Raw genomic sequence first — 18,751 nt, forward strand, 5'->3', positions numbered from 1 at the left:
CCGCGTCTGCGAGGGCACCGACAAGTTCGACGACTGCGGCCGCTGGGGCGACGCCTTCTAACCCCCACCCGCACACCGACCCGACACCGACCCGATCGGTCTCCCACGCTCGAACCCGGCCGGCTCCCCAGGGGGCCGGCTTCGTGCTGTCCGGGGATTCACGCGCCGTGCGGGCAACGGACGTTGTTCGCCGGCCGGGGACGATCGGGGACGAGGGCCCCGCGCACCGGTCCCGGATCATCACGCAGGCCAAGCAGATGCCGGAGCGGACATGGCTGGGCGAGGTCTCAGTGGTGATCCTTCAGCAGGCGCTCGCCGATCTGAACACGGCCTACCGCAACTTCTTCGCCTCGCTGTCGGGCAAGCGCAGGGGCCGTAAGGTCGCCCCGCCCCGGTTCCGGTCGCGCAAGGACTCCCGCCAAGCGATCCGGTTCACCAAGAACGCCCGCTTTGCCGTCACGGCGGGCGGGAAGTTACGCCTGCCGAAGATTGGGGATGTGCCGGTCCGCTGGTCGCGTCCTTTGCCGTCGGAGCCGTCGTCGGTGACGGTGGTCAAGGACGCCGCCGACCGATATTTCGTGTCGTTCGTCGTTGAGACGAACGATGAGCCGTTACCGGAGTCGGCGTCCGAGGTGGGCGTCGATCTGGGGCTCACGCACTTCGCGGTGCTGTCGGACGGCCGAAAGATCGACAACCCGCGCTTCCTGCGCCGCGCGGCCAAGAAGCTTCGCCGGGCGCAGAGGGCGCTGAGCCGCACGAAGAAAGGCTCGGCGAACCGGGCCAAGGCCAAGCAGGTGGTCGCCAAGGCGCACGCCCGGGTGGCCGATACCCGCAGGGATTGGGCACACAAGCTCTCCACCGCGTTGATCCGCGACAACCAAGCGGTGTACGTGGAAGACCTTGCCGTGTCCGGCCTGGCCCGCACGAAGCTCGCCACCTCGATTCACGACGCCGGATGGTCGCAGTTCGTTGCCATGCTGGAGTACAAGGCCGTCAGGTATGGCCGGTACGTCGGGAAGATCGACCGGTGGTTCCCGTCGTCGAGGCTGTGCTCGGCGTGCGACACCATCGCGGACAAGATGCCGTTGAACCTCCGATCGTGGAGGTGTGGATGTGGTGTCACCCACGACCGGGACATCAACGCAGCGATCAACATCCTCGCCGCAGGGCAGGCGGAGAGGCTAAACGACTGTGGAGCACGGGTAGGACCGGGAGTTGTTCCGGCACCGCGCGAAGAAGCAGGAACCCGCCGGGAGCAGCACGCGCGGCAGACCGGAATCTCCGTCCTTCAGGGCGGAGTGGATGTCAATGGGAGCGGTTCGCCCCCGACGGCAGCTGGCCCCGGGCGAACGCGGAGTGCGACGCCACCGTCAAGACCACCCTGGACCAGCTGACATGGTGGGCCCGCGCGCTGCGCGAGGCCAGGGCCAGACATCCCTGCGAGGGCTGAGGAGCCAGGCATCCCTGCGAGGTCTGAGGACGAGGACGTGCCGGGGCCGGCCCGCTTCCGAGATCATCGGGACCACCACGCATCGGGTCCACCGCGCATCGGGTCCACCGCGCACCGGATCCGTCCCGCACCGAATTCACCGCGCACCGGATCCGTCCCGCACCGGATCCGTCCCGCACCGGATCTACCGCGACAGGGTCTACCGCGACTCGGCGGGCACCGGAGTCCCTCGGCCGGGTTCCGCGCCGGCCCCGCCGCGCCCGCGCAGGCCGGACGCGACGACGGCCGCCGCGATGACGGCCATCGTGAGCGGGATGACCAGGGCCGCGCGGAAACCGTCGAGCTCGGTGAGGGGGGACCCGCCGGACCCGGTGACGGCGACGTTCACGGCGGTCACCGCCGACAGGCCGAGCGCCGCGCCGAACTGGAAGGAGGTGTACAGCAGCCCACCGGCGAGTCCCTGCTCCTCCTCGGCCACGCCGTCGGTCGCGGCGATGGTGAGCGGCCCGTACGCCAGGGAGAAGGCGAGGCCAAGAATGATCATGCTCGGGAACATCGCCGCGTACGTCCAGTCGAGGCCGACCGGCAGGAACAGGGCGTAGGCCACGGTGGCGAGGCACAGTCCGCCGAAGATCACCCGGACGTTGCCGAAGCGGTTCACCAGGCGCGGGGTGAGGGTGGGCGCCAGCACGGCGTCGATGCTGACCACCAGCAGGGCGAGGGCCGCCTGCAACGACGACCAGCCGCGCAGTTCCTGGAGGTAGAGCACGACGAGGAACTGGAACCCGAAGAAGGAACCCCCGAACAGCAGCGCGCCGAGGTTGGCGCGTACCAGCGGAGCCGAGCGGAGGATGCCCAGGCGCACCAGCGGCGACGCCGACCGCCGCTCGATCGCGGTGAAGGCGGCGAGCAGCGCGACCCCGGCGGCGAGAGCTCCGGCCGTCCAGCCCCATCCCGCGGCGGGGTCCTCCAGCCTGACGACCGCGAACACCAGCACCATCATCGCCGCGGTCACGGTGACCGCCCCGGCCAGGTCGAAGCCGCGCGCGTGACGATGCGGACGGTCGCCGCCCGGGATGAGGCGGAGCGCGGCGACGAGGACCGCGGAAGCCATGATCACCGGGGCGAAGAACACCCACCGCCAGCTGATCTCGGCCAGCAGGCCGCCGATGACGAGGCCGAGGGAGAAACCGGCCGCCGCCGTGCCCGCGTAGACCAGGAGCGCGCGGTTGCGCCGCGGGCCCTCGGCGAAGTTCGTCGTGATGATGGACAGCCCGGCGGGTGCCATGAACGCGGCGGCCACCCCTGTCACGAAACGGGCGACGATGAGGGTCCATCCCTCGGTCGCGAACCCGCCCAGGCCTGAGAAGACGATGAACACGCCGAGCCACACCAGGAACATCCGTCGCCGGCCGAGCAGGTCGGCGGCCCGCCCGCCCAGCAGCATGAAACCGGCGTAGCCGAGCACGTACGAACTCATCACCCAGCTCAGCGAACCGGTGGACAGGTCCAGGTCGGAGCGGATCGACGGCAGGGCCACGTTCAGCATCGCCACGTCGATCCCCTCCAGGAAGATCGCGCCGCACAGCACGAGCAGCATGCCCCAGGCGCGCCCGCTCATGCGATCCGGCGGTGGGGACAGTGGTGTGGACACGAGACGACTCCTTGGGGAGAGGCGGGAACCGCGGCCGGTTCTCCCGCGCCGTTATGGTTCCCTCTTGTAAGTAGTCGCATCATGCGACACCATAAATGACCATGGAAGAAGGCACTTCGAAGTCACCGAGTCGCTGCTCGGATACCGGCGACGCCTACGTCGACGCCCACCAGTGGGACACCCGGGAAGACTGCGAGGTCCGCCAGATCCTCGACCGGGTCGCGGACAAGTGGTCCCTGCTCGTCATCGCGCTCCTCGACAGCCGCACCCTCCGTTTCACCGAGCTGAGCCGCGAGATCGACGGCGTCAGCCAGCGCATGCTCACCGTCACCCTGCGCCATCTGGAACGGGACGGGCTGGTGCGCCGTACCGTGCACCCCGTCGTGCCGCCCAGGGTCGACTACGAGCTCACGCCCCTCGGCGTGACCCTGCACGACACCATCCAGTCGCTCGTCGACTGGACGGAGCGGCACCAGAACGAGATCGCCACCGCCCGGGCGAGCTACGACGCCCGCGCGGACACCGCGCCGGTCGCGACGGGACCCGCCCCCTCGGCGAAGACCGGCCGCGGCACCGCGCGGGCGGCGGCCGGACCCGGCGCCGCGACGAGGGAGGACGGCGTGCGGGCGGTGGGACGCGGTGCCGTGGTGGAACGCGGTGGTGCGGTGGGACGCGGTGCCGTGGTGGAACGCGGTGGTGCGGTGGGACGCGGAGCGGCGGCGGTTCGCGGTGGTGCGGCGGGACGCGCTGGTGTGGCGGTTCGCGGTGACGGAACCCCGCCCGCGACGCCCCTGCGTAACGAAACTCCGTCCGCGACGGCACCACGTGACGAAACCCGGCCTTCGGTGCCGCTACGTAACGAAACCCGGGTCGTGGAGCCGGCGCGTGAGGAGAGCCGTCCCGGCGCGGGTCTCTCGCGGTGCGAGGTGTGCGGCGACCCGATCCGTGCCGCGCGCACCGGCCGCCCCGCCCGGTTCTGCGGCACGGCGTGCCGCCAGAGGGCACACCGCCGCCGCTCCCGCGCCGCCCTCCGACACTCCGGCTGACCGCCCCGCCCCGCCCCCTCACCTCCCCCTCGCCCCTGTCCCCGGCCCGGTCCCGACGTGACCCGGCGCCCTCGCTCCCCACCCCCCCCGTACGCGGGCGGTCGCGGGTGGGCAGGAGCCGGGCGGTTCGGGGTGCCCAGGGGATCCGGGCGTGAGACGGGTCTCGCAAGGGCTGGCAAAGGCATGTCCAAGCGATCCGTGTCGTGCCCCCCAACCGGTGCCGCAGCGTGTCTGCTGTCCAGCAGTAATGGCACCGCTTACCTGGAGGGTCGGAGATGAGGAAGTTGCTTCATGCCGGTGTGCTCGCGCTCGGCGTGCTCGCAGCCGGATGCGGCGGCGCCGACGACGGGAGCACGACCGAGCCGATGGTCGCGGACCAGGTCAAGGCATCGCCCACCTCGCCGGAAACCCCCGCCTCGTCCTCGCCGGCGACCAGGGCCAAGGTCGAGCTGGGAGAGACGAGTATCGGAAAGGTCCTGGTCGGAGAGGGAGGACGCACGCTCTACCTCTTCGAGAAGGACAAGGACGGGAAGTCGTCGTGTTCCGACGCCTGCGCGCGGGCGTGGCCGCCGTACGTCACGGACGGGAAGCCCGAAGCGGGCCAGGGCGTCAAGGCGGACCTGCTCGACACCACCGAGCGGGACGACGGCACGACGCAGGTGACCTACAACCGCCATCCCCTCTACTACTACGCCAAGGACACCAAGGCCGGCGACGTCAAGGGACATGATGTCGACGGCTTCGGCGACGAGTGGTACGCGGTCACCGCGGACGGGAAGAAGGCGCGCGACTGAGCCGGCCCGGGGGGACGTGAACGAGCGCCGGCCCGGGAGGGACGTGAACGAGCGCGTCCGGGAGGCCGGATCCCCGAGGACCCGGGAGCCCGGGCCGGAGGCGGCGGGCACGGCGTGCCGGCCCGTGACGCGGGCGGGCTCGCCGACGAAACCGTAGGGCTCACCCCGCCCGGGGCGCGAAACGTGAAGGGCCCGCCGTCACCCCGGCGGGCCCTTCACGTTCTCCGCCCGCGCCTTCGTGGGGTTCTCCCCCCGAGCCTTCGCGGAGTTCTCCGCCCACGCCTTCGCGGAGTTCTCCGCGGGTCGAGGCGCGCGGTCACCCCGTCAGGTGGACTCCCGGACGACGAGCTCCGTGGGCAGGATCGTCGAGGACACGGGACCGCCGTCGATCTGGCGGAGAAGCAGGCGCACCGCCGCCCGCGCCTGGTCCTCCCGGGGCGCGCGCACCGTGGTGAGCGCGGGCACGGCGTAGGAGGCGGCCTCGATGTCGTCGAATCCCGCGATCGCGACGTCGTCCGGCACGCGCCGCCCCGACTCGCTCAACACCCGCAGGGCACCGATCGCCATCAGGTCGCCGGCCGCGAAGACCGCGTCGAGCGCCGGGTCGTCGCGCAGGAGCTGGCGCATCGCGTCCGCGCCCGAGGCGAGGGTGAGATCGCCGACGGCGATGATCGACCGGTGCCCGGTGTCGCGCAGGGCCTCGCGGTAACCCCTGAGCCGGTCCTGCGCGGCGACCATGTCCGGGGGCCCGGCGATCGCGGCGATCCGCCGCCGTCCCCTGGCGATCAGGTGCCCGACCACCGAGGCGGCGCCGCCCGCGTTGTCGACGTCGGCGTACGCGGAGTGCGTCGCCACCGCGGGCCTGCCCAGTGACACGACGGGGATGCCCGTACGGGCCAGCGCGGAAGGCAGCGGGTCGGCGCCCTGAGCCGACACGAGCACCACCCCGTCCACGTGCCCCGAGGCGGCGTACTGCTCCACCCGGAGCCGGCCGGCCGTCGAGTCGGCGAGCATGAGGGTGACGCGCTTGCCCGACTCCTCCAGCTCCCGGGTGGCCGAGCGGACGGTCGCCGAGAACAGGGGGTCGTCGGAGCGGACCCCGGCGGGGGAGCCGGAGACGACCAGCGCGATCGAGTCGGTGCGCCGGGTCACCAGGCTGCGGGCCGCCGAGTTGGGGACGTAGCCCAGCTCGTTGACGGCGTGCATGACGATCGCGCGGAACTCGTCGCTGACCGTGCCCTCACCGTTGATCACCCGGGAGACGGTCGACCTCGACACGCCCGCTCGGGCGGCGACCGCCTCCAGGGTGGGGCGCTTGGCGCGCTCGCGGTGCAGCCCGTTGTGCCGGATCACCTCGCGGTACCACAGCGCGCTGTCCTTGGGCAGCCGCCGCTGCGTCTCGAAGTCGACGTGCACGATCCCGAAGCGCTTGTTGTAGCCCTCGGCCCACTCGAAGTTGTCCAGCAGCGACCAGACCAGGAAGCCGCGCAGGTCGGCACCGGCCTCGATCGCGGCGTGCGCGGCCCTCAGGTGGCCCTCGAAGAAGGCGGTCCTGTCGGCGTCGTGCACGCGGTCGCCCGCCACCACGTCGTCGAACGCGGCGCCGTTCTCGGTGACGAGCAGGCCGACCTCGGGGTAGTCGCGCGAGAGCCGCGTGAGCAGCTGGGAGAGCCCGGTCGGCACGATCGCCCAGCCCATCGCCGTCGTCGGGGCGTGGGTTCCGCTGAACCGGATGCCCTCGCTGCCGGGGTAGGCGGCGTTGGCCGGCTCGCCCGGCTCGGACCGTACGACGCAGGGGGTGTAGTAGTTGATCCCGAGCAGGTCGATGGGCTGGTTGATCGTTTCGAGATCGCCGTCGTGGATGTGGCCGGTCCCGCCCATGCGCTCCATGATGGCGAGCACCGTGTCGGGATGCTTCCCGCGCAGGACGGGGTCGAGGAACTGCCGGTTGATGAGGCAGTCGATCCGGTTCACCGCCTCGGCGTCCTCGGCGGACGGGACGAGGTCGGGGTCGCTCAGCTGGCCGGGCGTCATCACCGGCGTGAGGTTCAGGGTGAGGGCGATCTCGCGGGCGCCCGCGTCGCGCAGCACCCGGGCGCTCAGGCCGTGGGCGAGCAGGAGGTGGTGGGAGGCGCGGAAGGCCTCCGCCGCCGAGGCCCGGCCCGGCGCGTGGATGCCGATGCCGTACCCCAGGACCGCAGCCACCCACGGCTCGTTGACGGTCATCCACGTCCCGACGCGGTCGCCGAGCCGGTCGTGCACGACGCGTGTGAAGTCGGCGAAGCGGTGGGCCGTGTCGCGGTTGGTCCACCCGCCCAGGTCCTCCAGCGCCTGGGGGAGGTCCCAGTGGTAGAGCGTCACGTAGGGCGCGATGTCGGCCGCCAGCAGCTCGTCCACCAGCCGGTCGTAGAAGTCGAGCCCGGCGGCGACGGCGGGCCCCGAGCCCGACGGCTGGATCCTGGGCCACGCCACCGAGAACCGGTAGGCGCCGAGGCCCAGCTCCGCCATCATGCGGACGTCTTCGGCGTAGCGGTGGTAGTGGTCGCAGGCCACGTCGCCGGTGTGGCCGTCGGTGGTCCTGCCCGGCGTGTGGGAGAAGGTGTCCCAGATCGACGGGCCCCGCCCACCGTCTCGCGCCGCGCCCTCGATCTGGTACGAGGCGGTGGCGGCACCCCAGACGAAGCCCTCGGGAAAGGCCAGGGTCTCGCCCCGGGCCGAGATGGTCGTTGCGGTCATCCTTCGAAAACCCCCGTCGGTTCTCGCGACTGCCAGGACGCGCGGGGCGGTGGCGGGGTCGCCGTCGTCCCGGTCGGTGGAAGTGTCCCACCGACATCATGGGCCGGTCGCGGCCTGGCGTCGAGAGGATTTCCCGACCCGCGTGGGCACGCTCCCACCCTGCCCGCGTTCATGATCGACGCCACAGTAACCGATGCCACCGACAGCGGGGACGGGGAGCCGGCCGGCCTCCTCCACACCGGCCCACCACACCGCCCGGAAATCAGACTTTGGTCGGGGGTGGTGGTGGTCGATCGTCGGATCTTTCCGGGACCTGGGATTTCTAGGTTCTTCCTATGAAACACAAGCTCATCCGCCTGGCGGCGGCGGCCGGTCTGGTCGCGGCCCTCGTCACGGCTCCCGCCGCGCTCGCCGCGTCACCCGCCACCGGGCTGACCCCGGCCGCCGTCGACGCCTACCTCGACAGGACCATGGAGTCCACCGGCCTGCCGGGCATGTCCGTCGTCGTCACCCACAAGGGCAAGGTCGTGCACGCCGGTGGGTACGGGCGCCAGTCGGGCGGCGAACTGGTTACCGAGAGAACCCCGATGCGTGTCGCCTCGGTCAGCAAGTCGTTCACCGCCATGGCCGTCATGACGCTGGTCGACGACGGCAGGATCTCGCTGGACGAGCCGGTCGCCGGGCGGCTGCCGGAGTTTCGCATGGCCGATCGGCGCGCCGCCGGGATCACCGTGCGGCAGCTGCTCAACCAGACGTCGGGGCTGTCCGACACCACCGTCGACATCGGCGCGACGCGGGCGGCCACGTCGCTCGCCGGCTACGTGTCCGCGCTGGGCACCGGCACGCTGGCCGCCGACCCCGGTACGCGCTGGGAGTACTGCAACGTCAACTACGACGTGGCCGCCAGGCTGGTCGAGGTCGTCGGCGGACGCAGCTTCGGCGACTACATGGAGCAGCGTGTCTTCGGCCCGCTCGGCATGACGGGCAGCGCCGTCGGGGACCGCGTCGTCAGGCCGTCCGAGGGATTCAACTCGGTGTACGGCGCCTGGGTGGCGCGCCCCGAGATGCCCGGCTTCCGCGACGGCGGTGGCGGTGGCGTCGTCACCAACGCGGCCGACATGGGCAGATGGCTGATCAGCCAGACCGGCGGCGGGAGGCAACTGGTGACGCCGGGAAGCCTGAGGACCATGCACACGCCGTCCGCGGTACGCGACTACGGCATGGGCTGGGGTGAGGAGAGCGTGGGCGGCGCCAGGCTGCTCGTGCACTCGGGCAATCTGTTCACCTACACCGCCGTGGAGGCGATCGCCCCGGATACGGGGTACGGCTTCGCGGTCATGACCAACGGTGCCGCCCTCTACGACGACACCTACGACGTGCTCACCGGCCTCGTCGCGATGAGCCGGGGCGGCACGCCCGACGTGCCGGGCGGCGGCCGGCAGGGGTTCGAACTGGTCCTAGGACTGATCGCGCTGGCCGCGGCGGGCCTGGGCGTGCTCGGCGTGCTGCGCTCCCGCCGCTGGGCGAGCCGGAGGGCGGGGAGTCCCGCCTGGCGGATCGGGCTGCGACTGGCGCCGTCGCTGCTGCCGGTCGCGCTGCTCGCCGTGTATCCGCTGCTGATCTCCTTTCTCATGAACGGCCGGACGGTCACCTGGGAGCAGCTCACCTACTTCGCCGCACCGATGACGATCACCTTCGCGGTCGCGGCCGTGGCGGGGGTCGTCACGGCCGCGACGCGGCTGGCGAGACTGCGGTCGGTAGGGTCGGCCCGGTGAGAAACAGCGTGGCACTGGCGGTGATCGCGGGATCCGCTCTGATCAGCGGGTTGCACCTCGACAGCATCCCGCTGTGGCGGCAGCTTCTCTTCGTGGTACTGGCCGTGGCCGCCTACCTGCACGGACGTCGTCTGCCCGTACGGCGAGGCTGGCTGCTCCTGGCCGTTCTCGCGACGTCCGGGGCCCTCTACGCCGTGCCGGACCTCGCGACCGCTGTCGGCGCGCTGGCGGTCCTCGGCCTCTTCGTGGTGCTGCCGTGGCTGGCGGGCTGTTTCCAGCGGCAGCAGGCCGACCTGCTGGAGGCGGGCCGGGAGCGGGTCGCCCGGCTCGGACGGGAGCGGGAGTTCATCGCCGAGCGCGTCACCCTTCGTGAGCGCGCCCGTATCGCCGAGGACATGCACGACTCGCTCGGCCACGAACTGGCACTCATCGCGCTGCGTGCCGGAGCCCTGGAGCTGGCCGCCGACATGACCCCGCGGAACCGGGAGGCGGCGGCCCAGCTGCGGGCCTCCGCGGTCACCGCGACCGACCGGCTCCGCCACACCCTCGGGGTGCTGCGCGAGACCGGCGGCGTCTCCACCGAGCCGCCGGACGAGTCCATCGAGGCGCTGGTGGACCGCGCGCGCGGCGCCGGGATGACGGTCACCCTCGACCGCGCCGGCGAGTGGGCGCCCCTGCCGCCGCTGGCGGACAGGGCCGCGCACCGGGTGGTGCGCGAGTCGCTGACCAACGCCGCCCGCCACGCCCCGGGCGCGGACGTGCTCGTCCGCGTCGAACGGGCCGGCGACGCGGTCACCGTCACCGTGTCCAACTCCACCGCCCGTGCCGTGCCGGTGCCGGGCTCGGCTCCGAAACCGAGCCCGGCTCCGGTTCCGGCGAGTGCGGGGAGCGGGATCGCTGGTCTGCGCGAGCGGGTGCGGCTGCTCGGAGGCACCCTGCGGGCCGGCCCCCATGACGGCGGGTTCACCGTGACGGCGCGGTTCCCGTCCGGCCGGGAGGGGTTCCTGCCCGGCCGGGCCCTCGACGAGGGAGAGGCCCCGCCCGGCGGAAGAGGAGACGAGGGAAGCCGATGATCCGGATAGTGCTGGCCGACGACGAGGCCATGATCCGAGCGGGGGTGAAGGCGATCCTCGCCACCGACGAGGGCGTCGAGGTGGTCGCCGAGGCCGCCGACGGGCGCGAGGCGGTCGAGCTGGTGCGCGCGCACCGGCCGGACATCGCGCTGCTGGACATCCGGATGCCCCACCTCGACGGCCTGTCCGCCGCGGCCGAGTTGCGTGTCGCCATGCCGGAGGTCGCGGTCGTCATGCTAACCACGTTCGACGAGGACGAGTACGTCTCCCGGGCGCTCGACGAGGGGGTCCGCGGCTTCCTGCTGAAAGCCGCGGACCCCCGCGAACTGATCATGGGGGTGCGCGCGGTCGCCGACGGCGCGGCGTACCTGTCGCCGAGGATCGCGCGGAAGGTCATCGCGCGGTTGGGCGGGGGGAGGCTCTCCAGGGCGGGAGTGGCACGCGAGCATGTGAGGTCGCTGACCGCGCGGGAGCGCGAGGTGCTGGCCCTCGTCGGCCGGGGCATGTCCAACCAGGACATCGGCCGCGAGCTGTTCCTCTCGCAGGGCACCGTCAAATCCCATGTCAGCGCCATCCTGCTCCGGCTCGGCCTGAACAACCGCGTCCAGGCGGCGATCATCGCCTACGAGGCGGGTCTGGTGCCGGGGGACGCCTGAGTGCCGTCCGGCGGCCCCGCCTCCCGGGACGGCACGGATCCGGCGGGCACGCCGTTCTCCGGGGCCGGAGAAGATCTCTCGAAGGCCGTTCTCAGGCTCCGGGGAGTTTCAGCATGCGGTCGAGCAGCTGGCGGTGATGGGCCAGGAGGCGTTGCCGCGCCCCCGGGTCGGTGGAGACGGAGTGTTCCGCCTCGGCGATCGCCTCGCCGTGCAGGAACCCGTACACGCTCCAGATCAGCGTGCGCAGCAGCAGGCTCAGGTCCACCTGGTCGTCGATCAGCCCGGCCCTGGCGGCGGAGCGCATCGCGTCGCGGGTGAGATTGATGAGAGGGATCGAGTAGATCTGCTCCAGGTCGGGAAGATCGGCGGCGTCGCCGAGCCAGCGGTGCATCCACAGCGCGGGGATCTGCGGATTGTCGAGGCAGAACTCCAGGTAGCGCTCGGAGAGCTCGTACATGACGGCGGCGAATTCCTCGGGGCCGGCGGCGGGGAGCGCGCTGAGCACGTCCTCCACGAGGGCCCGTTCCGCCCGGCCGGCGTGGTCGATGACGGCGAGGTAGAGATCGTGTTTGTCGCCGAACCGCTGTTGCACCCGCCTCAGGTCCTGCCCGGCCGCCTCCGCTATCGCCTGCAGTGACGTGCCGTCGTGACCGAACGCCGCGAAGAGCCGTGCCGCGATGTCGATGACCGCTCGGCTCTGCGGGTCGTCGGCGGGAATCATGACTCGATTCAAGTCCTCCGTACGGGTGGAGACGCCCTGGCATTGGTCTTGACCTGGTCAAACCTGTGTGCGACGCTCCGCCCCGCCCGCGCCGGGAGGGAGGCGCGGGATTCGTGGGACGGCAGACCACGGGTCAGGACGGGACAGACCACGGGTCAGGACGGAAGGACGCTCAGCTCGCCCGCCCCGGTCAGGGTGGTGATCCGCCGTGGGGCGGCCGGGTCGCGCCGCACGTCGACGGTCGCGTTCCCGGTGTTGGTCCGCACGTCGTAGCCCTCCTTGTACTCCTCGCCGTCCGGCACCCTGACCTTCACGTCCCCGGCCGCCCTCACCACGGCGCTGACGTCGCCCGGCGGGACCGCGAACCTCAGGTCGACGTTTCCCGTACCGGTCTCGACGTCGGCCCCGGCGGACCCGAGGCCGGTGCCGATCACGTTCCCCGTCTGCACCCGCACCAGCAGCGCGCCCCTCGTGCCGTCCGCGACCACGTCGCCCATGGCGGTGGAGAGGCGCAGGTCGCCGTGGATCCCGCTCACCGAGACGTTTCCGAAGCGGCGGGACGCCGCCTCGACGCCGGTGGCCGCGGGCACGCTCAGGATGTAGTCGGCCTGGCAGGCGGGGCCGCCGGGAGGTTCGCCGCCGGGGCAGCGGACGTCGAGTTCGAGTGTCCGCCCGTCCCACTCCTCGGTGACCACGGGCCGGTCCCGGGTCCAGAAGAGCGTCCGTTCCAGGCCCAGCCGCTTCGCCGCGCCCGGCACGACCGAGATGTTGACGTGGCCGGCGGCCTCCACGACGATCTTCGGCGAGGTGAGCGCCCAGGACTGCGTCATGATCTCGGAGGTCGGGGGGACCGCCATGATCTCGGCCCACGCCGCCAGGGCGGTGAAGGCCACGGTGAGCGTGGTGAGCGTCCCACCGGTGATCAGCCAGGCGGTGCGGGCGTTGTTTCGTGTCGGCATGCTCTCTCAAACCTTCAGGAATCGCAGGACGGCGAGCACCCGGCGATGGTCCTTGTCGGCGCCGGAGAGGTCGAGCTTGGTGAAGATGTTGTTGATGTGCTTGCCGACCGCGCTCTCGGACACCACCAGGGCCTCGGCGATCCCGGTGTTGGAGCGGCCCTCCGCGATCAGCGCGAGCACCTCGTGTTCCCGGCGGGTCAGCCGGTCCAGCGGGTCGCTGTGCCGGCGCAGCAGCAGCTGGGCGACCACCTCGGGATCCAGGGCGGTGCCTCCGGCGGCGATCCGGCGCAGCGCGTCGAGGAACTCCTCGACGTCGGCCACCCGGTCCTTGAGCAGGTAGCCGATCCCGCTGGTGGCGGTGGACAGCAGCTGGGTGGCGTAGCGCTCCTCGACGTACTGGGAGAGCACGAGGATCGCGAGCGTCGGCCGCTGGCGGCGCAGGACGAGCGCCGCGCGCAGGCCCTCGTCGGTGTGCGAGGGGGGCATCCGCACGTCGGTGACGACGAGGTCGGGGACGTGTTCGTCCACGGCGCGCAGCAGCCCCTCCGCGTCGGACACGGCGGCCACGACCTCGATGCCCGCCGAGCCGAGCAGGCGGACGAGTCCCTCTCGCAGGAGTACGGAGTCCTCGGCGAGCACTACGCGCACGGCAGCTCCACTCTGATCGTCGTCGGCCCGCCGAGCGGGCTGTCGACGTACAGGATGCCGTCCACGGAGCCGACCCGGCGGGACAGGCCGCGCAGGCCGGTCCCCCGGTCCGGGTCCGCGCCGCCGCGGCCGTCGTCGCTGACGGCCACGTGGAGGCGGTCGCCGAGGCGGTCGACGACGACTTCGGCGCCGGACGCCCCCGCGTGCTTGGTGATGTTGGTCAGCGCCTCGGACACGACGAAGAACGCCACCGCCTCGACCGTGGGGGAGACCCGCTCGAAGATGTCGACGCTCAGCCGTACGGGGAACGGCGCCCGCGCGGCCAGGCCGGACAGGGCCGCGTCCAGGCCCTGGTCGTTGAGTACGGCCGGGTGCAGCCCCCGGACGAAGTCGCGCAGCTCCTTCAGGGCCTGCTTCGCCTCCTCGTGTGCCTGCACGATCACCTCGCGGGCGGGTTCCGGCAGGTCGGTGAGGGTGGCGCGGGCCATGCCCAGGTTCATCGCCAGCGACACCAGCCGCTGCTGGGTGCCGTCGTGCAGATCCCGCTCGATGCGGCGGCGCTCGGCGTCCGCGGCGTCGACCACCTCGGCGCGGCTCTCCCGCAACGTCTCGACCCGCTGGACCAGCTGGTCGCTCAGGCTGGGGCCGAGCAGGGCCTCGGCGGCGATCACGTCCAGTACGGCGAACCCGCGGGCGACCCAGGGGGCCGCGACGAACAGGGTCCCCGAGACGAGGACGAACGCCACGCTCGGCCAGCTCTCCTCCATCGCCCAGTACCGCACGGCGAGCGCGGCGGTCACCAGGCCGCCCGCCCACGCCCCGACGACCGAGACGGCGCCGATGCCGCTGATCAGCGGGGTCAGCAGGTGGTACCCGAGCCGGCGCCAGGTGCTCCGCGTCCTGGCCTCCTGGAGCAGCCGCCTGAACGGGTTCATGCTCATGGGGCGGCGCGCGACCGGCGGGATGTCGACGTCGAGGAAGGCGGCGAACCGGGACCGCTGCACCAGGGTGAGCAGCCGGACGACCACGAAGAACAGCAGCAGCGCGATCACCGGGACCACCACGGTCCACATCAGCAGCAACGACGCCATCACCAGCGCCGAGATCACCGCCGTGCCCAGCAGGGCGATCGGCACGCCGATCACCAGGTGCGCGGTGCGGAGCCAGGCCCGCGCGGACCAGTGGGCGCTGATCCTCTCCCAAGGGGTGGTCATCTCGATGCCGGTCATGTGACCACCGTAAGGACCGCCGCGGCCGGGGCACAGGGGCGAGGTATCCCGGAAAAAGGTAGGGCAAACCCCACCTTCACCGCCGGGCCGGGGTTCTCCTCACGGGGTATCTGGCGTCACGGTCGTACGGTTAGCCCTCTTCGGAGGGTAAAGACATCATTTGTCGGCTTCACCTAACCTTGAAGGATGGTCTCCGCGAGTATGCCGAACGGCATGGCGCGGGCGGGGTGACGGACCGGCCGCCTTCCGGCCGGGCCTCACCCTCCGGCCTCCCCGTACCCCCGTCCCCTCCGCAGTTCCAGGTTCACCCATGCTCCCCGTGCTCCCTGTGCCTCCCGTGCTTCCCGTGCTTTCCGGCCTCCCCGGCGCCGCCGATCCTTCCCGGCTTCTCGCCGACGACCCGATGTCCGAGCCCCTGACCTACCCGGGCCGCCTCCCCTCGGGAGCCGGCCTGCTGGCCGACGGCCGTTTCCTGCCGATGTCGGAGGAGGCCGGTGCCCTCGGCGACCGGCGGGTCCGGTCCGGGAGCCGGGTCGTGCGGCTCGCCGACCACCTGGCGAGCCTCGGCGCGGGTCCGATGGAGTCCCGCCACCCCGTGGTCGCGGTGGGGTCCAACGCCGCGCCGGGCCAGCTGCACCGCAAGTTCACCACTGCCGGGATCCGGCCCGTCGTCCCGCTGACCCCGGCCACCGTGCACGGCGTCGCCCCGGGGGTGTCGGCGCACGTCAGCCGGAACGCCTACCTGCCCGCCGCGCCCGTCAGGGTGGCGGGGGCGTCGCTCCTGTTCGTCGTGTGGGTGGACGACGCCCAGCTCGCCGCGCTGGACGCGACCGAGCCGAACTACCTCCGGCTCCCGCTGCCCCCGAGCTCATTCCCGGTGTGCCTCTCCTCAGGGGAGGTCCTTCCGTCGTGCCACGTCTACGCGGGCAGGCACGGATGCCTGGTGGACGAGGAGGGCGAGCCGCTGCGGCTCGCTCCCCAGCCGGAGCTGATCGGGCACCTGCTGGCGCGCTCCGCGAAGCTGCGGCGCCTGTTCGGGCGGACACCCGAGGAGTTCGTGGCCAGGGCGCGACGGGACGACGGGACGCGGGAGGCGGCCCACGCGCTGTTCCGGAGCGACGGGCTCGCCGACCCCGGAGCCGGGCTCGCCGGAGAGCTGTCACGCGTCCCAGACCCCGAACGGCGCCGGCGCTCCTGACCGGAGGCCGCTCCTGATTGAAGGCTGCTCCTGACCGGAGGCTGCTCCTGACCGGAGGCTGCTCCGGCCCGCTCCGGTCCGCTTCGATCCTTAGATAACCCCAATGGGGTTAGTCATGGGTTATAAATAGGGGAGGCCTGAAAGCGGCCAACGGAAGGGAGCGTCTCCTTGAAACGCGTGCTGCTGCTGGCGACCGGTGACGCCATCGCCCACTCCTACACCCCGGGCCGCCCGGGAGTCGCGTCGGGGGCCGAACTCCTGAGGGCGCTCCCGCCCGGCACGATCGCGGCGGACGCGGTGGACGTGGTGGCCGAGGACGTGATGGCGGAGCCCAGCTGGGACATGTCGCCCTCGACCATGCTGGAACTGGCTCGCAGGGCGCGCTCGGCCATCCTGGACCGCGGATTCGACGGCGTCGTGATCACTCACGGCACCGACACGATCGAGGAGACGGCGTACCTCGTGGACCTCCTCGCGGGCCGGGCGGCGGAGCGCGGCACCATCGTGCTGACCGGCGCGGTCCGCTCCCTGGACGAGCTGTCCTCGGACGGCCCGCGCAACCTCGCCTCCGCGCTCGTGGTGGCCGCCGACGGCGCGCTGCGCGGTGCCGGGGCCGTCGTGTGCGTCAACGACGAGGTCCACGCGGCCCGCTGGGTCGCCAAGGTCGACGCCACGAGCGTCGCGGCGTTCTCGTCGGCCCCCTTCGCCGTGCTGGGCCGGGTGACCGGCGGCCGGGTCGAGACGATGTCCGCCCCGCCGCCCCGGCCGCCCGCTTTCGGGGGGGACCCGGCGTCGGACGTCGCTCTGATCAAGACCTATCCGGGGATCGAACCCGTGCTGCTCACCGCCGTCGTGGACGCCGGGGCCCAGGGCGTCGTGCTGGAGGCGACCGGCATGGGCAACGTGCCGGTCGGGCTCTTCGTGGCGATCGCCGAGCTGACGGAGTGGGGGATCCCGGTGGTCGTCGCGTCGAGGTGCCGTACCGGCGCGGCCCCGCTCGACGGGACGCGCTTCGGCGCGGGGCTCTCCGCGAGTGTCGGTGCGATCGGGGCCCGGGGGCTGGCGCCCTCGAAGGCGCGGTGCGCGCTGATGGTCGCCCTCGGGACCGGCGGGATCGACGCCGTACGCGACTGGTTCGACAGGCTCTGACGCCGGCCCGGCGGGTCCTGGCGCGCCGCGAGACGATTTACGGATAGGTAAAAACCGGGGAAGGGGGAGTATCCCCCAGCTTTGCGGGCACGTCGGTGGAGTCCGTGATCCGGCGAAGGGCTGGGGAGGCCTTCGCCGGATCACCCCCCTCTTCCCCGTCCGGGTCCTCCGCCGGCCCGTCGTGGCACACCGGGTGGCGGGGTGACCGGACGAGCCGGACGCCGGGAACGATCAGACGGGGATCGAGACCCCGAGGCCGCCGCGGGTCTCGGCGCCGTACCGCTCCTTCTCCTTGGCGATGTCGAGGGGCTTGATGCCGGAGCGCCCGTTCAGCACCTCCTCGGTGAGCAGGTCGGCGGGGACCAGCCAGGAGACCTCGAACTCCAGCCCGTCGGGGTCCTTGGCGTACAGGGCCTTGGTGGTGGAGTGGTCGGAGGCGCCGACGAGGGCGTCGAGCTCGCCGAGCTTGAGGGCGATCCGCTCCAGCTCCGCGAGGGTGTCGACCTCCCAGGCCAGGTGGTAGAGGCCGACGGCCGAGCGCCCGGCCTCCGAGGGACCCGCCTGCGCGCCGATCTCGAAGAGACCGAGGTCGTGGTCGTTGCTGGACCCCGAGGCCTGGAGGAACGCGGCGCCCGGCATGCCCATGACCATCCTGAAGCCGAGGGCCTCCCGGTAGAAGGCGACGCTGCGCTCCACGTCGCGTACGAAGAGAACGGCGTGGTTGAGCCGCTGGACCGGCATGGTTCCTCCTAAAAACTTGAACTCTCAAGTACATTACCTCCGAATGCTTGAGAGTTCAACTAAGCTGGGCCCGTGACGCGATGGCTGGACGATGACGAGCAACACACCTGGCGCGCGTTCCTGGCCGCCTCGCAGCTCGTCCAGGAGGAGCTGGACCGGCAGCTGCAGCGGGACTCCGGCATGCCGCACGCCTACTACGCCGTGCTGGTGAAGCTCTCCGAGGCGCCCGGGCGCACGATGCGGATGAGCGAGCTGGCGGCGGAGGTCAACTCCTCGCAGAGCCGCCTGTCGCACGCGGTGAAGCGGCTGGAGGAACGCGGCTGGGTGCGGCGCGAGCCGTGCGCCGCGGACAAGCGCGTGAGCTGGGCGATCCTCACCGACGAGGGCCTCGCGGTCCTCACCGCCGCCGCCCCCGGCCACGTCGAGGCCGTACGCCAGGCCGTGTTCGACCGCCTGACCCCCGACCAGCTCCGTCAGCTGACCGAGATCTGCGCCGCCCTCCTCCCCACCCCGAAGCCCCCGTGACCGAACTCCGGGGGACACGCCCACAGGGCGGGCACGGAGGGTGCTGACCGGCCCTTGCTCCAGACGCGCGGTCAGATCGCTTCTGCGCCGTGGCCGGTGGCGATCGCGTCAATGTGGCGGGCGAGTTCGAAGTCCTTGACGGTGAGGCGGTCTCCGGCGTCGTGAGTGGTGATCGCGAACCGGATCCGCTGCCAGGTGATGTGGATGTCAGGGTGATGGCCGACCTCGCGAGCCTTGGCCGCGACGTACATGGCCAGGTGTACGCACTCGTGGTAGGCATGCTTGAACGTCCGGGTTATGGCCTGCCCGTCACGTTCCCATCCCGGTAGCTCAGCCAGATGAGCGACGATCTGCTCCTCGGACAACGGCTGAGTGGGCATCGGCATCTCCGCGTCGT

The 18,751-nt window shown here is 71.9% G+C and carries 17 protein-coding genes; 9 read left to right on the top strand and 8 right to left on the bottom strand.

All coding sequences use genetic code 11. The annotated features are described in order from the left end of the window. Positions 1 to 203 precede the first annotated feature (203 nt). Complete coding sequence (locus tag AB0F88_RS26835; protein ID WP_362690449.1) at positions 204 to 1,394, top strand: transposase; 1,191 nt, start codon at positions 204 to 206, stop codon at positions 1,392 to 1,394. A gap of 255 nt (positions 1,395 to 1,649) precedes the next feature. On the opposite strand, the gene AB0F88_RS26840 is transcribed toward AB0F88_RS26835, so the two are convergent. After that, entirely contained in the window at positions 1,650 to 3,104 is a 1,455-nt protein-coding gene (locus AB0F88_RS26840; RefSeq protein ID WP_362689617.1) for an MFS transporter, read from the bottom strand. A gap of 101 nt (positions 3,105 to 3,205) precedes the next feature. On the opposite strand from AB0F88_RS26840, the gene AB0F88_RS26845 reads away from it, so the two are divergent. Both AB0F88_RS26845 and AB0F88_RS26850 read left to right on the top strand, forming a co-directional pair. Then, positions 3,206 to 4,150 carry a helix-turn-helix domain-containing protein gene (locus AB0F88_RS26845; RefSeq protein ID WP_362689620.1) on the top strand — a complete coding sequence of 315 codons (945 nt, stop codon included), beginning with the start codon at positions 3,206 to 3,208 and terminating at the stop codon, positions 4,148 to 4,150. Positions 4,151 to 4,425: 275 nt separating this feature from the next. Further along, positions 4,426 to 4,944 (top strand): hypothetical protein, encoded by a 519-nt coding sequence (locus AB0F88_RS26850; RefSeq protein WP_362689623.1) that lies wholly within the window; start codon positions 4,426 to 4,428, stop codon positions 4,942 to 4,944. Positions 4,945 to 5,268: 324 nt separating this feature from the next. Here the strand turns inward: AB0F88_RS26850 and AB0F88_RS26855 are convergent, their stop codons facing one another. Then, positions 5,269 to 7,680 (bottom strand): GH1 family beta-glucosidase, encoded by a 2,412-nt coding sequence (locus AB0F88_RS26855; protein WP_362689626.1) that lies wholly within the window; start codon positions 7,678 to 7,680, stop codon positions 5,269 to 5,271. Positions 7,681 to 8,015: 335 nt separating this feature from the next. On the opposite strand from AB0F88_RS26855, the gene AB0F88_RS26860 reads away from it, so the two are divergent. The 3 genes from AB0F88_RS26860 to AB0F88_RS26870 are packed head-to-tail and all read left to right on the top strand — an operon-like array spanning position 8,016 to position 11,184. Continuing rightward, on the top strand, positions 8,016 to 9,455 hold the full coding sequence (locus AB0F88_RS26860; protein WP_362689629.1) for a serine hydrolase domain-containing protein: 1,440 nt from the start codon (positions 8,016 to 8,018) through the stop codon (positions 9,453 to 9,455). After that, positions 9,452 to 10,528, top strand: a complete 1,077-nt coding sequence (locus tag AB0F88_RS26865) for a histidine kinase (RefSeq protein ID WP_362689632.1) — start codon at positions 9,452 to 9,454, stop codon at positions 10,526 to 10,528. Before AB0F88_RS26860 ends, AB0F88_RS26865 begins: the two co-directional genes overlap by 4 nt. Further along, entirely contained in the window at positions 10,525 to 11,184 is a 660-nt protein-coding gene (locus tag AB0F88_RS26870; RefSeq protein WP_362689635.1) for a response regulator transcription factor, read from the top strand. The genes AB0F88_RS26865 and AB0F88_RS26870 overlap by 4 nt, the downstream gene beginning before the upstream one ends. 91 nt (positions 11,185 to 11,275) lie before the next feature. Here AB0F88_RS26870 and AB0F88_RS26875 read toward each other — a convergent pair whose 3' ends face one another. The 4 genes from AB0F88_RS26875 to AB0F88_RS26890 form a co-directional block, all read right to left on the bottom strand. Then, positions 11,276 to 11,905: a TetR/AcrR family transcriptional regulator gene (locus AB0F88_RS26875; protein WP_362689638.1), complete on the bottom strand. Its 630-nt coding sequence runs from the start codon at positions 11,903 to 11,905 to the stop codon at positions 11,276 to 11,278. 155 nt (positions 11,906 to 12,060) lie between these two features. Next, the gene (locus AB0F88_RS26880) at positions 12,061 to 12,864 is read right to left on the bottom strand and encodes a hypothetical protein (protein ID WP_362689641.1); all 804 of its coding nucleotides are present in this window, start codon (positions 12,862 to 12,864) and stop codon (positions 12,061 to 12,063) included. Positions 12,865 to 12,870: 6 nt separating this feature from the next. Next, positions 12,871 to 13,512: a response regulator transcription factor gene (locus tag AB0F88_RS26885; RefSeq protein WP_362689643.1), complete on the bottom strand. Its 642-nt coding sequence runs from the start codon at positions 13,510 to 13,512 to the stop codon at positions 12,871 to 12,873. Further along, positions 13,503 to 14,741 carry a histidine kinase gene (locus AB0F88_RS26890; protein WP_362689646.1) on the bottom strand — a complete coding sequence of 413 codons (1,239 nt, stop codon included), beginning with the start codon at positions 14,739 to 14,741 and terminating at the stop codon, positions 13,503 to 13,505. Before AB0F88_RS26890 ends, AB0F88_RS26885 begins: the two co-directional genes overlap by 10 nt. Before the next feature lie 337 nt (positions 14,742 to 15,078). On the opposite strand from AB0F88_RS26890, the gene AB0F88_RS26895 reads away from it, so the two are divergent. Next, entirely contained in the window at positions 15,079 to 15,939 is an 861-nt protein-coding gene (locus AB0F88_RS26895; RefSeq protein ID WP_362689648.1) for a hypothetical protein, read from the top strand. A gap of 177 nt (positions 15,940 to 16,116) precedes the next feature. Continuing rightward, a complete protein-coding gene (locus AB0F88_RS26900) occupies positions 16,117 to 17,088 on the top strand; it encodes an asparaginase (protein WP_362690452.1) in 972 nt (323 codons plus the stop codon). 231 nt (positions 17,089 to 17,319) lie between these two features. Here the strand turns inward: AB0F88_RS26900 and AB0F88_RS26905 are convergent, their stop codons facing one another. After that, complete coding sequence (locus tag AB0F88_RS26905; RefSeq protein ID WP_362689651.1) at positions 17,320 to 17,829, bottom strand: VOC family protein; 510 nt, start codon at positions 17,827 to 17,829, stop codon at positions 17,320 to 17,322. 72 nt (positions 17,830 to 17,901) lie between these two features. Here AB0F88_RS26905 and AB0F88_RS26910 point away from each other — a divergent pair, with 72 nt between their 5' ends. After that, a complete protein-coding gene (locus tag AB0F88_RS26910; protein WP_362689654.1) occupies positions 17,902 to 18,354 on the top strand; it encodes a MarR family transcriptional regulator in 453 nt (150 codons plus the stop codon). A gap of 71 nt (positions 18,355 to 18,425) precedes the next feature. On the opposite strand, the gene AB0F88_RS26915 is transcribed toward AB0F88_RS26910, so the two are convergent. After that, positions 18,426 to 18,734 (bottom strand): 4a-hydroxytetrahydrobiopterin dehydratase, encoded by a 309-nt coding sequence (locus tag AB0F88_RS26915; RefSeq protein WP_362689657.1) that lies wholly within the window; start codon positions 18,732 to 18,734, stop codon positions 18,426 to 18,428. Positions 18,735 to 18,751 lie beyond the last annotated feature (17 nt).

This window comes from Streptosporangium sp. NPDC023963 (assembly GCF_040639135.1).
GTDB lineage: Bacteria > Actinomycetota > Actinomycetes > Streptosporangiales > Streptosporangiaceae > Streptosporangium.